Raw genomic sequence first — 15,033 nt, 5'->3', positions numbered from 1 at the left:
ATAGGTCTTTGCTACGCATAGAGCCTCCAGTGTTGTGCGCGGATACGTACCAGGCACAGGCGCAGCTCGGCTTCCAGGGCGCGGTCTTCGATGACCGGATGGAAGTCCACGGCCAGCTGCTCGCGCATGGCGACAACTGGCGCGGGGATGTCGATCTTGCCGTCGCGCTGGCGCAACCACACACCTTGGTTGGCCGCCAGCAGGGCGGCGGCGGCGACCTGCTCGGTCAGCTCCAGGCTGCGCAGGGCATCGCGGGCGGCGATGGTGCCCATGCTCACCTTGTCCTGGTTGTGGCACTCGGTGGAGCGCGAGAACACGCTGGCCGGCATGGTGTTTTTCAGCGCTTCGGCAGTCCAGGCGCTGGTGCCGATCTGCACGGCTTTGAAGCCGTGGTTGATCATCGCACTGACGCTCGGTGCACCGGACAGGTTGCTCGGCAGACCATGGTTATAGCGGGTGTCGACCAGCAGGGCGAGCTGGCGGTCGAGCAGGTCGGCAACGTTACCCACCAAGTTCTTCAGACTGTCCATGGCGAAGGCGATATGCCCACCATAGAAGTGCCCGCCGTGCAGCACGCGTTCGGCTTCGGCATCGATCAGCGGGTTGTCGTTGGCGCTGTTCAGTTCGGTCTCGATGAACTGCCGGAGCAGCCCCAAGCTGTCGGCCAGCACGCCGAGTACATGGGGCGCGCAGCGCAGCGAGTAGCGATCCTGCAGGCGGTGCAGTGGCGAGGTCGGTGCATCGATGGCCAGGTCCTGACGCAGCCAGGTAGCAACCTGCATCTGCCCCGGATGCGGCTTGGCGGCGAACAGACGTTCGTCGAAATGCTCCGGGTTGCCTTCCAGCGCCACCACATTGAGCGCGGTGATGCGCGTGGCCAGCTTGAGTAGGTACTCGGCGCGGGAGAACGCCTGGCAGGCCAGGGCGGTCATCACCGCCGTACCATTCATCAATGCCAGGGCTTCTTTCGGGCGCAGGGTCAGCGGCGACCAGCCCAGCTCGGCGTGCACCTCGGCAGCGCTACGATGCTCCCCCTTGTACATCACCTCACGCTCGCCGCTGAGGGTGGCAGCCACGTAGGACAGCGGCGTCAAATCGCCGCTGGCGCCCACCGAGCCTTCTTCCGGGATCAGCGGCAGTACGTCATATTCGAGAAATGCCTGCAGGCGTTCGAGCAGCTCAACGCGTACCCCAGAGACGCCCTGGCAAAGTGACTGCAAGCGCGCCGCGAGCACGGCGCGAGTGGCGGGCTCATCCAGCAGTTTGCCCAGGCCGCAACCGTGGAAGGTATAGAGGTGGCGCGGCAGTGCCTCGACCTGATGCAGTGGCACGGCCACCACGCAGGAGTCGCCATAACCGGTGGTGACGCCGTAAATCACGCCTTCCTTGTCCAGCAGGCTCTCTAGGAAACGTGCGCCTTTGGCGATTTTTTCGCGGTAGGCGGCATCGTTTTGCAGCTGCGGCGCGGCGCTACGGCTGGCCAGGGCGACTACCTGCTCTATGCTCAGGGGGCATTCGCCAAACACGATAGGATCAGGCTGATATGTCGTCATATTCATTCCAGAGCGGGTAGAAATTGAACCATTGTAGGCGCGCATCCAGGCCGCCCGGGTGAACTGGTCTGCGAAGTATTTCTACAGAATAAATAAGGGCCGCAGATGCGGCCCTTATTTATTCTGTAGGGGTTAATCAGTTATAGCGATATTTCTGATCGACTTTGCGCTTGCTGAGTGTGTATTGAGTAATGTCGATCTGCCCAGTCTGCAGTTGTTCATCCAGGCCATTCAGCTCACGCTCATACTGGTTGTGAAGGTGTGCTTTGGTCGCTTGATAGTTAATCGATTGCGCAGCGTCAAAACCGCTGACCGGGTCCCAAAGGATTGAAATCGGCCAGAGCAACAAGTTGACGATACCGAAGCCATATTCGCGACCATAGAACGAACCACCTCCTGGAAGAATGCCCAGCGCCGCACCAAGCCCCGGATTCTTTTCTTCAACGGCTTGACCGCGCGCTTCAAAATGCTTGAGTTCAGCTTGCTGATGCGAATTGAGGCCGGATGCACAGCCTGTGCAGAGCAGCAACACGCTGGCTGCTGCGAGTAAATGTTTGATGCTCATACTAACTCCATGTTTTTGTTGGTAATCCTGCCGCCGCAAAGCGACGGCGGAGATTAGCATGGTGAGATGGCTTTTTGCCTGTATTGCGGGCTCTTATGGGTAGCGCTTGGTTAGGTATTTAATTGTTCGTCCAACTGACGGTTTTTTTGCATAGAATCCAAGCCCATTTCGGGGTTTATGTGGGATTCAGGGAGAGTGTTTTATGCGGCGTGTGATCTTCAATCAGAAGGGCGGAGTGGGTAAGTCCAGCATTGCCTGTAACCTGGCTGCGGTCAGTGCCTCCCAAGGCTATCGCACGCTGCTGATCGACTTGGATGCCCAGGCGAACTCGACCCACTACCTTACTGGCCTGACCGGCGATGACATTCCCATGGGCATTGCCGAGTTCTTCAAGAACAGCCTGTCTTCTGCGCCATTTGGCAAGAAAGGCAGCGTGGACATCTATGAAACGCCGTTCGATAACCTGCATGTGATCACTGCTACCGCCGAGTTGGCTGACCTCCAGCCCAAGCTGGAGCAGAAACACAAGATCAACAAGCTGCGAAAGCTGCTCGAAGATCTCAGCGAGGATTACGAACGGATCTACCTAGACACCCCGCCAGCGCTGAATTTCTATACTGTTTCGGCGTTGATCGCGGCGGACCGTGTGCTCATTCCCTTTGACTGCGACAGTTTCTCGCGTCAGGCGCTGTATGGCCTGCTGCGGGAAATCGAAGAACTCAAGGAAGACCACAACGAGGGTCTTGAGGTCGAAGGCATCGTGGTTAACCAGTTTCAGCCGCGCGCCACGCTGCCGCAGCAGCTGCTTAATGAGTTACTTGCCGAGGGCTTACCAGTGCTGCCGGTCAACCTGATGAGTTCGGTGAAGATGCGCGAATCGCATCAGGCCTGCACGCCACTGATTTACCTGGACCGCAACCACAAACTGACCCAGCAGTTTGTGGAGTTGCACGACCTGCTTGAGGCTGCGCCATAAGCGAGCCCGGCTAACGCGGCGGTGAGTCATTCGATGACGGTGGCGCGAACCCTTTCGGCAGGTAGGTTAAGCGTGCGTGGCGCTGAACGACCTCGGCAAACACCTGCTTTTTACGCAGTTCGTCCACTGCCTTCTTCAGTCGTTCTAGGGTCACATCGTCTGCGGTCCTGCGGGAATAAAACAACCAGAAGTACTGCTCGCCCAATACCAGTGGCTGGGAGAACTGCTCCTGGGTCAGCCCCATGCCTTCCGCAACGGTGTAAATACCCAGGTCAGAGCCGATTAAACCGTCCAGGCGGCCGCTGACCACCATTGATAAGCCTTGTTCGTAGTTGCTGATCGGGTATTTGCCGATGGCCACGTCAGCCGCGAATGCATCGTTGAAACGGCCGTCGCGCATAACCCCAATCATTAGACCATGCATGTCGCTAAGGCTGTGCAGCTGAGCACCGGCTGCACCCAGCACAATCACGCGCAGTGGAAATATCGGGGCTACTTTGATCGCAGCCTGGTCCAGGGCGTCGTTATCAAAGCGCAGCACGAAGTCGGCGCGGCCATGTTTCAGCTCAATGACCGTGCGTGCATATGGCAGCAGCATATTGTGTGAGGCAAAGCCTGCCTGGGCGGCGATGCGGTTGCTGATTTCGTACATGATGCCGTGCGGCTGACCATCCGCAAGCGCCATGCCGAATGGCGGTATGTCAATGGTGACAATATTCAGGGGCCGCGCTTGCGCAGGGTATGCGGCCAGCAACCATAGAGTAAAACCGAGCAGCACTTGTACTCGGTTCAGGGAGATTATGGCGGGCGGTTTTTTGGTCCTCATGCTTTGAGTCCTTTGGCGCTAGGCAGCAGGGACAGTCATGGGCTTACAGTCTTCAGCGCACTACGTAGATGTCGCAGGGGGCCTTGTGTAGAAAGTGCTGGGCCAGGCTGCCAAGTAGAGCTTGCGACAATGCGCTGCGGCCGTGGCTGCCGAGTACTAGCAGTTCGGTGTTGGTGCTTTTCAGGTGGGCTTGCAGGCAGCGAAGAATGCCGCCTTGCTCTACCGAGTGGTTTAGGGTCGGGCCCTTTTCCGGCAGATTTTGTGCTTCATCTTCCAGCAGCTGGTTGATCAAGGCTTTCTGCGTGGTCAGTTGCGCTTCGACCTGCTTGGCGGTGCCTTTGTCTGGCTCGAACACGTGCAGGGCATGCAAGTTGGCGGTTTCTGGCAGCAGACGATACGCCTGACCGAGGGCGCTGCAAGCGCACAGCGAGAAGTCGATGGCGGCCAGGGCGCGCTCATATGGGCGTGAGTTATTACGTGCCACCAGCAGTAATGGCACCGGGCAGTTACGCGCGATGCGGTCGAGGCTGGTGCCGGAGAAGAAGTCATGACGCTGGTGATGGCCGCCGAGTACCAGTAGGTCGCAGCCCAGCTCATTAAGCTGTTGCAGCACCGTGTCCGAGGGCTTGCTGCCCGTGCGGATCAGCAGCTGAGTGCCTGCGGGGGCATATTGGGTCAAGCTGCGGTCCAGTGCCTGTTTGGCCTGTTCCTGTTCCTGGCTGGTTTTGCTCGGATCGAGCACGTGCAGCAAGGTCAGTTTGGCGTTGAACTGGTTGGCCAGTTGTGCGGCGCGGCACAGCGCCATATCGGCGGTGTCGCGCAGGTCGTGGGCAATAAGGATATGACGGGGCATGAGCGACGATCTCCTGCCGATGCATGTCGGCATATTTATTCTGACCTCAAGTCATAGCTGGACTTTTGACCTAGGGCAAGGTCTGCGTCAGCGTGCGCGCAATTGGTACACGCCACGACTCTGGGCCACTACTTCACCACTGTCGTCGGTCATCTGCAACTCTAAAGCGTACTCAGCTTTGCCTTCATCTGTTGCCTGTTTTTGTAGGTGTTGGATTTCCTCCTTGCTAAGGCGCGCCTCGACGCGAATATCGCCGGTGGCCGGGCGGCGAAAGCGCAGGTTCATTTCCTTAATGATGGGATAGAACCGCTGGGCGTCGAAGCTGGTGAGGAACAATGCGCCACCGGGTATTTCCGCCAGGGTGAACAGTGCACCGGCGTACATGCTGCCAATGTGGTTCTGGTTGCCAGTAAGCGGCATACACAGGCGTACATAGCCGGGTTCAAGCGCCTCGGCTTTAAGGCCGCTGCGGTGGACGAAGGCGATCTGTTCTTCGGTGAGTTGGCGTACCAATTCAAGGGGCATCGACATGGCTGGCTCCACAGAGAGGGTTGTGCAGCCAGCCTAAAGGTTGCCCGGTGGTGGGGGAAATGACCGGGTGTTCGTTGCCGGGTTGACCGATTCGCTCAGATGCCCTGCTCGCGCAGCCAGCCGAGTAGTTGCGGCAACGGCAGTGCGCCGCTCTGGCGGGCGATCTCTACGCCGCCCTTAAGCAGGATCAGGCTGGGGATCGAGCGGATGCCCATCTCGGTGGACAGTTGCGGGTTGGCTTCGCTGTCCAGTTTCGCCAAGCGGCAGCGGCCTTGCAGCTGGCCGGCAGCCTGCGCAAAGATTGGCGCGAAACTGCGGCATGGCCCACACCAACTGGCCCAGACATCAATCAGTAAGGGCAGGTCGCCTTTGTTCTGCGCGGCGAAGCTGGCCTGGTTCAGCGCGAAGGGCACGCTCGGAAGTACCTCGGATTTGCAGCGGCCACAGCGCGGCGCATCGCTCAAGCGTTCGGCTGGAATGCGATTGAGGCCGTTGCAGTGCGGGCAAGGGATCAACAGAGGGTTGGACATGGGCGACTCCAGATTCGGGATAGTTCTAATCTGGAGTCGCCGGCGCAGATATCAAGTGCGGCGTGTCTGCTTAGATGATTTGCGCCGCCTGCAATGCCTGGCTGAGGTCGGCAAGAATGTCGTCGCTGTGTTCGATGCCAATGGACAGCCGCACCATGTCACGCGGAACGCCGGCGCGCTCCAACTCTTCGTCATTCAGTTGGCGGTGAGTGGTCGAGGCCGGGTGGCAGGCCAGTGATTTGGCATCACCGATATTGACCAAGCGCACCACCAGCTTGAGTGCATCGATAAAACGTGCCCCTGCTTCCTGCCCGCCAACAATGCCGAACGACAGGATAGAGGCCGGTTTACCCGCGCAATATTTCTGCGCCAATGCGTGCTCAGGGTGATCCGGTAAGCCGGCGTATTTAACCCAAGCCACTTGCGGATGATTGTGCAGGTAGTGCGCTACTTTCAGCGCGTTCTCGCAGTGGCGCTCCATGCGTAGGGCCAGAGTTTCCAGGCCTTGCAGGATCAGGAAGGCGTTGAATGGCGACAGTGCTGCACCGGTATTGCGTAGCGGCACCACGCGGCAGCGGCCGATAAAGGCCGCTGGGCCGAACGCTTCGGTGTAGGTCACGCCGTGGTAGGACGGGTCTGGTGTGTTGAGCAGCGCAAAGCGTTCTTTATTATCGGCCCAGGGGAATTTGCCGGAATCGACGACGATGCCGCCGATGCTGGTGCCGTGGCCGCCGATGTACTTGGTCAATGAGTGCACGACGATATCCGCGCCATGCTCGAATGGCCGACAGAGCATCGGCGTGGCCACCGTGTTGTCGACGATCAGCGGAACGCCGTGGCGGTGTGCGGCCTCGGCCAGGGCGGCGAGGTCAACGATGTTGCCGGCTGGGTTGCCGATCGATTCGCAGAACACCGCCTTGGTTTTGTCATCGATCAGCGCTTCCAGGGCAGCGATGTCGTCATGGGCGGCAAAGCGCGTCTGGATGCCGAAGCGCGGCAGGGTGTGCGCCAACAGGTTGTAGGTGCCGCCGTAGAGCTTAGCCACTGAGACGATGTTATCGCCGACCTCGGCCACGGTCTGGATGGCATAGGTGATAGCGGCCATGCCCGACGCCACGGCCAGTGCACCAACGCCACCTTCCAGTGCGGCTACACGCTCTTCAAGCACGGCGTTGGTCGGGTTCATGATCCGCGAATAGATGTTGCCCGCGACCTTGAGGTCGAACAGGTCTGCCCCGTGTTGGGTGTCGTCGAAAGCAAAGGAGCTGGTCTGGTAGATTGGCACCGCCACCGCCTTGGTGGTGGGGTCTGGGCTATAGCCGGCGTGGATGGCCAGGGTTTCCAATTTCATTCGCGCGTTCCTTCAGGGCAGATGGCAAGGCTTGCAGCATGGCTAAAGCCGCCATGCCCGGTCAATGCGCCAGCGCAATGAAACGGGCCTTTGCGGACTGAATGCCTGCTTTAGACCGGCACTAAGGGCCAGAACCAGGGGATGACAAAGCTGGCGACGATCCACAGGATGATATTCAGCGGGATGCCGACCTTCATAAAGTCGGTGAAGCGATAGCCGCCGGCGTTGTAGACGAAGGTGTTGGTCTGGTAGCCGATAGGCGTGGCGAAGCTGGCGCTGGCCGCAAACATCACCGCCACCACAAAGGCGCGCGGGTCGACGCCCAGGTGTTGAGCGACGCCGATGGCGATGGGCGTGACCAATACCGCCACGGCATTGTTCGAAAGCATTTCGGTGAGGATCGAGGTGAACAGGTAAATAAACGACAACATCAGTAGCGGGCCGGCCCAGGGCATCAGGGTCATGGTGTTCTCCACCAGTAGCTTGACCAAACCAACCTTGTCCATGGCGATGCTGATGGCCAGCATGCCGAAGATCAGGCTGAGGATCTTCCAGTCCACGGCCTTGTAGGCGTCTTCCACGTCCAGGCAGCGGGTCGCCAGTACGGTCACCGCACCGATGATCGCCAGGCCTTCGATCGGCATCACGCCCAAAGCGGCCATCAGCATCACGGCCAAGGTGGCGATAATGGCAATCGGTGCCTTGTCGCGGCGGAAGGCGCGTTCCTGCACGGCGTTGAGGCTGATCAGTTCACCGTTGTCGGCAAAGCGCTTAATCTGCGTCGGCGTGCCTTCCACCAGCATCACATCACCGAACTGCAACTCGAAGTCATCGAGGTTGCCTTGGGTGTTCTCATCCTGACGGTGCACGGCGAGTACGGCGATGCCATAGCGCGCGGTGAGGTCGAGGTCGCGCATCGGCCGATGGCTGTAGCGTGAGTTACGCCCAACGATGGCCTCGGCGAGGATCACGTCGTGGCTGCTGATGGTTTCAAACGCATCACTGCGGTTGAAAATCAGGTGGCCGCTTTCGCGCAGCTCGACCACATCCTTGACCTGGCCGTGCAGCACCAGTTGATCGCCGGCCAGCAGTTGGGTGTCGTTGCTGGGTTCGGTGAGCTGCTGCTCATCGCGGAATATTTTCAGTACCTTTAACCCGCTGCCGCCGTTGAGGTTGGCTTCGTGCAGGGTTTTGCCGATCACCGGCGAGTCGTGCGGCACCAGCAGCTCGGTCATAAAGGTGCGCGCCAGGTCCGGGCGTAGCTGCTTGGACAGCGTCTCGCGATCAGGCAATAAGTGCCGGCCAATGGTCAGCAAATAGGCCATGCCGGCGGTGGCGAGAATCAGCCCGGCGCCGGTGATTTCAAACATACCGAAAGGCTCTAAGCCGGCCTTGCGCGCCACACCGTCAACCAAGATGTTGGTCGAGGTGCCGATCATAGTCAGGGTGCCGCCGAGGATGGTGGCGTAGGACAGCGGGATCAGCAGTTTCGACGGCAGCGTGCCGGCGCGTCGGGCCAGGGAGATCGCCACCGGCGTGAGAATAGCCACCACCGGGGTGTTGTTGAGAAAGGCTGAGATCACCAATGCGGTAATGGTCAGGCCCGTCAGCACGCGGATTGGGCTGGTACCGACCAGATCGCCCAGCCAGTTGCCGAGGGCATCGATGCAGCCGGTGCGTTCCAGCGCAGCGGATAGCACGAACATGCAGGCGATGGTCACCGGGGCCGAGTTGCTCAGCACGCTGAGCACTTCTGCAGGGGTCAACAGTTGGGTAATCAACAGCGCAGCGACCGCGATAGCCGCGACGATATCTGGGCTCCACTTCTCCCGCACAAAGGCGTACAGCACCCAAACCAGCAGGGCGCCGACAAACAGCAAGGGCAGTGGCAGCGAGTCCCAGAACATTGACATCCTTAGCGGCGAATCTCGAGTGAGGTTTCGGGCGCGGTAAATCCAGAGGGTCTGGCCACGCAGGCGCAGAAGATAAGGGTTGCTGCTTAGAGAGTCTAAGAATGTTTGGGAAGGTTTATATGCCTTTTCGGCTTAATGAATAAAGCTGTACGGGCCGCTCTACCGTGCACTGTGCCTGTGCCATGACGCGCCGGCGGATTAGGCTGAGAACTTTGCGGCGAAGGAGGTGGCATGCGTCAGTTAGGCATCTTGGGCGGCATGAGCTGGGAGTCCACGGCCAGCTATTACCGCTTACTCAATCAGGGCGTGCGCGAGCGCTTGGGTGGTTTGCACTCGGCACCGCTGCTTTTGCACTCAGTGAATTTTGCCGAAATCGCTGAGCTGCAACGACGCGGCGACTGGGCCGCTGCGGGCGAGCTCTTGGCCAGGGCTGCGCAGGGGTTGCAGCAGGCCGGCGCGACAGCCTTACTGCTGGCGACCAACACTATGCATAAAGTCGCGCCCGCGCTAGAAGCCGCCGTGGATATCCCCTTGTTGCATATCGGTGATGCCGTCGGTCAGGCGTTGCAGCGCCAAGGCGTGCAACGCGCAGCCCTGCTCGGTACGCGCTTTACCATGCAGGAGGATTTCTATCGTCAGCGTTTGGCTGAGCGGTTTGCGATTGAGGTCATCACCCCAGCGCCGGTGCAGATGAGCGAGATCGACCGGGTGATCTTTGCCGAACTGTGCCAAGGCCAGTTTCTGCCGCCGGCCCGCGATTTCTATTTGGCGTGCTTGCGCACGCTGCGTGAGCAAGGTGCCGAAGTGGCGATTCTTGGCTGCACTGAAATCGGCTTGTTGCTGGAGGGCGTAGACGCGCCGCTGCCGTTGCTCGACAGCGCCGAGGTACATGTGGCGATGGGGCTAGAGTGGCTGCTGGGTTCGTAGGGTGGATGACGCTCTATCCATCCACCGGGGGAGTTGGTGGCTGAAAAAGGCGTCATTCACCTTATGGTTCTGCTCAGGATGAACAGCTGATTTCCAGATGCTTGCCCCACTCCGGTGGGCGCTGGGCGTAGCGCTCAAAGCCCGGCTGCTCGTCGAAGGGCTGTGACAGCACCTGATGCAGTTCACGCACCGGGGCATAGTTGCCCTGTTCGGCGGCCGCGATTGCGTCTTGCGCCAGGTAGTTGCGCAGAATGTATTTGGGGTTGACCGCGTGCATGCGCGTACGGCGCTGGGTTTGCTCGTCGCCATCTTGAGCGCTGCGTACCAGGTAGTCGGCGGCCCAGGCATCGAAGCTCGCCAGGTCGGTAAAGTCGTCGCGCAGGCGTGCCACCGCCTCAGCCGCCGGGCTGTCTCCCAGCTCACGGAAGAACAGGTTGTAATCCACCGCGCTGCTTTGCATCAGTTGCAGCAGGCGTTGCACCAAGGCCTCGTCGCCGGCATCGGCGCTTAGCAGGCCCAAGCGTTTGCGCATTAAGTCAAGGTAATGCGCTTGATACAGCGGCAGAAACAGGCTGAGGCTTTCGCGTAGGACGTCGACTTCAACCAGTGGCACTAGCGCTTGGCCGAGGGCGGCGAGGTTCCATTGGGCGATGGGCACCTGATTGCTGAAGCTATAGCGGCCTGTGTCATCCGAGTGGTTGCAGATGTGCTGGGCGTCGAAGTCATCGAGGAAGGCATAGGGGCCGTAGTCGAAGGTGATGCCGAGGATCGACATGTTGTCGGTGTTCATCACCCCATGGCAGAAACCGTAGGCCTGCCAGTAAGCGATCAGGGTGGCGTTGCGTTCGACGATTTCGCGGAACATCGCCAGGTACGGCAGTTCTTGCTGCAGGCATTCAGCGTAGTGGCTGTGCAGCACGTGTTCGGCCAGTTGCTTCAGCTGGTCATGCTGCTGGGTGTAATAGAAGTATTCGAAGTGGCCGAAGCGCACATGGCTGGGCGCCAAACGCAGGACCATGGCCGCGCTTTCCTGTTTTTCGCGCCACACCGGCGTGCTGGAACCGGTCACACACAGCGCGCGCGAGCTGGGAATACCGAGGGCATGCAGGTGTTCGCTGGCGAGAAACTCGCGGATCGATGAGCGCAGCACCGCGCGGCCATCGCCCATGCGCGAGTAAGGCGTCTGCCCCGCGCCTTTTAGATGCAAGTCCCAGTAGTCGCCGGCGTCGTTGACTACTTCACCCAGCAGCAGGCCGCGGCCATCGCCTAAGCGCGGGTTGTAGCCGCCAAACTGATGCCCGGAATAGACCATGGCGCGCGGCTCGGCCGTGCTCCAGAGTTTGTGCCCACTGAATATCTGCGCAAACACCGCGCTGTCGGCCTCACTTGGGTCGAGATCGAGCAACGCCATGGCCGCTGCGCTGGCCACTACTAGGCGCGGCTCGGCGATCGGCTCGGGCAATACGTCGCTGGAAAAGGCGTCGCCGAGGCGGGCGAAACGGTTGTCAAACTGCAGCTCGATGAGCGACTTCACGGTCAGGCTCCAGCCGGGCAGAACGGCCCGGCAGCGATGAGGGTTCAGGCCCGCAATGGCGGGCCGCGTCGCTGAGTTACAGCGGGTCTAAGGTGGGTGCTGGTGGCAGTTTTTCTTGCTTGGTGGCGGCCGCCGCGGCGGTGATCAGCTGGCCAGTGCTCAGGTTGAACTCCTGGCCTTGCAGGTTTTTGACCATTACATCGACCTGGTTGAACGCCATCTCCACGTTGTGCTCACGGAAGCTCAAGGCAATAGCCGTGAGTATTTCGTCGGTGCCCGCGTTACGGTCGCCCAGTTCACGCACATGGAAGCGCAGTTCGTAATCGAAGGTGCTGGCGCTGATGGTCAGGAAGAACAGCAGCGGGGCGGGATCGCGCAGCACCCGTGGGTTTTCCTCGGCAGCCTGCATCATCAGTTTGCGCGCCAGCGCCAGGTCAGTCTCGTAGGCTACGCCGATTTTTATAATGACCCGGGTGACGGTGTCATTCAGCGACCAGTTGATCAGTTGGTCGGTGACGAAGGTCTTGTTCGGCACGATGATTTCTTTACGGTCGAAATCGGTGATGGTGGTGGCGCGAATACGGATCTTGCTGACCGTGCCTGACAGGTTGCCAATGGTCACCACGTCACCGATGCGCACCGGGCGCTCGAAGAGGATGATCAAACCGGAAATGAAGTTAGCGAAAATCTCCTGCAGGCCGAAGCCCAGTCCCACCGATAGCGCCGCCACCAGCCATTGCAACTTGTCCCAACTGACCCCGAGTGTCGATAGGGTGGTGACAAAGCCGATCGCCACAATTAGATAGGACAGCAAGGTGGTGGTGGCGTAGGCGCTGCCTTGAGCCAGGTTCAGCCGTGACAGCACCAGTACTTCGAGCAAACCCGGCAGGTTCCGCCCTAGCGCCACAGTAATGCCGACTATGATCAGCGCGCCCAGTACATCGCTGAGGCTAATGGGCACTAATGTTGCGGCGTCGCCGCTGCCGCTGCTGTACTCATACAGCGCGATGTTATCCAAGTAGGCAAATACTGAGATCAGGTCTGCCCACACCCAGTACAGGCTGAAGATAAAGGCACCGAGTAAGGCCAGGCGAATGAGGCGCAGCGACTGCTGGTTAACCTGTTCGATATCCAGCGTGGGTTCTTCGACCACGCTTTCCGCGCCTTCACCCTCCTTACTCTGTGCTTCGCGCTTACTGATGGCACGCTGATACGCCAAGCGGCGTGCGGCCACCGAGAGGCCGCGGACGAAGGTGGCCTCAATAATCAGCCAGACAACCAGCAGATAGAGCGTGTCGATCAGGCGCTCACTGAGTTTCAGCGCGGTGTAGTAGTAGCCTAAGCCGACCGCGATGATCAGTGCCAGTGGCAGTAAGCTGAGGGCGATACCGATGAGCGTGCGCAACACGGAGGCGTGCTCACGTGCCGGGCCACTCAGCAGGAGCTTGTACAGCAGCCAGACCATCAAGACGTAGCAGCTAAGCACCACGGCCAGCCCGATGACGTCATCGCCGAGGCTTGCCGGCTGGTGCTTGGCAACCGTTACTACGGCCACCAGCGCCATCACGACCAAGCCCAGACGCCGCACCTGCTTATGCAGGAACGCCGCTTGCGGGCGGCCCCAGCGAAAGTGCAGCTCGGCTACGCCAGCATCGGCGAGGATGCGATACAGGGTGTAGAACACCAGCCAGGCCTGCGCCATCTGGAACAGTGCATCACCTAGGTTGACGTTTTGTCCGCGCGCATCCATTTGCAGGGCAAAGCCGCATAACGCCAGAAACAGGGTGCCGGGCAGTGCCAGGAGCATGTTGAGCATGATCGCCATCGGCGTATGCAACTGACTGTCGCGTTTGAAGTGGCCGATGTCTTGGTGCAGTTCACGCAGCTTGCGGTAGAGGAAGCCGCGCCGCCACAGCAGCACGATGATCAGCAGCAGCAGCGGCAGGAACAGCAGCGGCCGCTCGGTCAGGCCGGCACCTAGCTGGCGCAGGTTGGCACCCCAGGGTGACTCGGCTATCTGCCGCTCCAGCAGGCGCGGCGCGGACTTGAACCACTCCAGATCCAGCGGTTTGTTGCTGGGGATCCAAAACATCTGCTCATCAAGAGTGTCACGCAGGGTCTCGGCAGTGGTTTGCAGCTGTTTCTGATTGAGTTGCAGGGTGATTGATTCATTGAGCAGCGCGTTTAGCTCACGGTTCAGGCGGTCGATCAGTTCGCGGCGGGTGTTGATGATGTCCAGCAGGTCGTTATGCAGCGCCAGGTTATCGACAGCACTGCCAGGGGCGGCGCCGAGTAACTGGTCGACATATGCGCTGGGGTTGTTGATGTTTTCGCGCTGCTGGTTGAGTTCGAACTGGTACAGGCGCAAGTCGGCGATTTGGTCAGGCAGGCTGCTGTCGATCTGCAGCGTTGGCAGGGCCTGCTGCTGTTTGTAGAGAATGCGTGAGAGCAGCAGGCTGCCTTGCAACACGCTGATTTGCTCTGCCAGGGCTTGGTCACTCTGGTTCAAACTATCGAGTTGCTGCTTGGTCTGCAGGTTGAGGCGGGTCAATTCATTGAGGCGATCGGTGGCGCGCAGCAGGTAGTCGGAAAGCTTCAGGTTAAGCGCGCTTTCGCGGGCCAGAACGGTGCCGCTACCGGCCTTCTCGGCTTCGCGTGATTGCTCGGCAACGGTCTGCTCGGACAGGTTACGACGCTTTTCGTTGACCAGGTTTTGCAGGTCGAGGAGTTCCTGCTCGATGCGCTTAATGCGTTCTTCCAGCAGGGTCCGCTGGCTGTTGCCGAGCTCTTGCAGCAGGCTGTTGCCGGCCAGCTCCTGACGGCGCATTTGCGTTTGCGCGTCGAGTTTGGCCAGTTCGGCACTCAGCTGGTCACGGCGCTCGTTGCTCAGCGGCTTGTTGGCGTCGCGGCCACTTTTGAGGACGCTGTTGATTTCCTGGCTGCGGGTTTGGTTGCTGCTAATTTCGGCCTGTGCGCGGACCGGGCGGGTCTGAGCGGTGATCACTAAGCTGTTGGCGTCGATGATCTGCTTTTGCCATTCGTTGAGTTGCGTGTTGCGTTCGGCTAGCAGCTGTTCGAGCTGCGGCAGTGCACTTTTGCCATAGCGCAGGTTGACCTGGGTGGGGCTGCTTTTTTTTAGTCGTTCGTAATCACGCTGCGCTTCGCTAATTATGCGCGGAGCTTGCTGCAGCTGCTTTACAAGGGCGTCTAGGCGTTGCTCGCTATCGGCTTTTTCACCCAGCAGAGCCAGGGTTTTCTCCAGCGTCTGCTTGATCGCCAGTTGCTCGGCTTCCGGCAGCTGGCGTTCGGCTAAGCTATCCAGGCTGCTTTGTATGTCCGCGCTACGCGGCGGCTCGGCGGCGAATAGCTGGGAGGCGTTTAGGCAAAGCCCGAGCAGGGCAACGGCTAGGTAGGTGCGCAGAGAAGGCATAGTGGCAATCGTAGGCTCGAAAGACGCTGAGTTTAACAGGCGCT

The 15,033-nt window shown here is 59.9% G+C and carries 12 protein-coding genes; 2 read left to right on the top strand and 10 right to left on the bottom strand.

What is annotated here, in order from left to right:
- Positions 1-11 precede the first annotated feature (11 nt).
- Positions 12-1,553, bottom strand: a complete 1,542-nt coding sequence (locus BMZ32_RS05340) for an HAL/PAL/TAL family ammonia-lyase (protein ID WP_090240327.1) — start codon at positions 1,551-1,553, stop codon at positions 12-14.
- Between the two features lie 136 nt (positions 1,554-1,689).
- Positions 1,690-2,118: a hypothetical protein gene (locus BMZ32_RS05335; protein WP_090240325.1), complete on the bottom strand. Its 429-nt coding sequence runs from the start codon at positions 2,116-2,118 to the stop codon at positions 1,690-1,692.
- Positions 2,119-2,320: 202 nt separating this feature from the next.
- On the opposite strand from BMZ32_RS05335, the gene BMZ32_RS05330 reads away from it, so the two are divergent.
- A complete protein-coding gene (locus BMZ32_RS05330; protein WP_090240323.1) occupies positions 2,321-3,094 on the top strand; it encodes a ParA family protein in 774 nt (257 codons plus the stop codon).
- Between the two features lie 10 nt (positions 3,095-3,104).
- Here BMZ32_RS05330 and BMZ32_RS05325 read toward each other — a convergent pair whose 3' ends face one another.
- The 6 genes from BMZ32_RS05325 to BMZ32_RS05300 all read right to left on the bottom strand — a co-directional run bounded on the left by BMZ32_RS05325 (position 3,105) and on the right by BMZ32_RS05300 (position 9,140).
- Complete coding sequence (locus BMZ32_RS05325; protein WP_090240322.1) at positions 3,105-3,920, bottom strand: substrate-binding periplasmic protein; 816 nt, start codon at positions 3,918-3,920, stop codon at positions 3,105-3,107.
- A 52-nt stretch (positions 3,921-3,972) separates the two neighbouring features.
- Positions 3,973-4,773, bottom strand: a complete 801-nt coding sequence (locus BMZ32_RS05320; protein ID WP_090240321.1) for a universal stress protein — start codon at positions 4,771-4,773, stop codon at positions 3,973-3,975.
- Positions 4,774-4,860: 87 nt separating this feature from the next.
- Positions 4,861-5,304 carry a YiiD C-terminal domain-containing protein gene (locus tag BMZ32_RS05315; protein ID WP_090240320.1) on the bottom strand — a complete coding sequence of 148 codons (444 nt, stop codon included), beginning with the start codon at positions 5,302-5,304 and terminating at the stop codon, positions 4,861-4,863.
- A gap of 95 nt (positions 5,305-5,399) precedes the next feature.
- The gene (gene trxC / locus BMZ32_RS05310) at positions 5,400-5,834 is read right to left on the bottom strand and encodes a thioredoxin TrxC (protein WP_090240318.1); all 435 of its coding nucleotides are present in this window, start codon (positions 5,832-5,834) and stop codon (positions 5,400-5,402) included.
- A gap of 70 nt (positions 5,835-5,904) precedes the next feature.
- The gene (locus BMZ32_RS05305) at positions 5,905-7,185 is read right to left on the bottom strand and encodes a bifunctional O-acetylhomoserine aminocarboxypropyltransferase/cysteine synthase (protein ID WP_090240317.1); all 1,281 of its coding nucleotides are present in this window, start codon (positions 7,183-7,185) and stop codon (positions 5,905-5,907) included.
- 110 nt (positions 7,186-7,295) lie between these two features.
- The gene (locus BMZ32_RS05300; protein WP_341862435.1) at positions 7,296-9,140 is read right to left on the bottom strand and encodes an SLC13 family permease; all 1,845 of its coding nucleotides are present in this window, start codon (positions 9,138-9,140) and stop codon (positions 7,296-7,298) included.
- A 189-nt stretch (positions 9,141-9,329) separates the two neighbouring features.
- On the opposite strand from BMZ32_RS05300, the gene BMZ32_RS05295 reads away from it, so the two are divergent.
- Positions 9,330-10,025, top strand: a complete 696-nt coding sequence (locus BMZ32_RS05295) for an aspartate/glutamate racemase family protein (RefSeq protein ID WP_090240314.1) — start codon at positions 9,330-9,332, stop codon at positions 10,023-10,025.
- A gap of 73 nt (positions 10,026-10,098) precedes the next feature.
- On the opposite strand, the gene selO is transcribed toward BMZ32_RS05295, so the two are convergent.
- Positions 10,099-11,559 carry a protein adenylyltransferase SelO gene (selO, locus tag BMZ32_RS05290; protein WP_090240311.1) on the bottom strand — a complete coding sequence of 487 codons (1,461 nt, stop codon included), beginning with the start codon at positions 11,557-11,559 and terminating at the stop codon, positions 10,099-10,101.
- Between the two features lie 76 nt (positions 11,560-11,635).
- A complete protein-coding gene (mscK, locus tag BMZ32_RS05285; RefSeq protein WP_090240310.1) occupies positions 11,636-14,989 on the bottom strand; it encodes a mechanosensitive channel MscK in 3,354 nt (1,117 codons plus the stop codon).
- Positions 14,990-15,033: the final 44 nt, after the last annotated feature.

The sequence above is a fragment of the Pseudomonas guineae genome (assembly GCF_900113745.1).
Classification (GTDB): Bacteria; Pseudomonadota; Gammaproteobacteria; order Pseudomonadales; family Pseudomonadaceae; genus Aquipseudomonas; species Aquipseudomonas guineae.
Note: the sequence above shows the minus strand (reverse complement) of the source record. Positions and strands in the feature narration are given on the sequence as shown.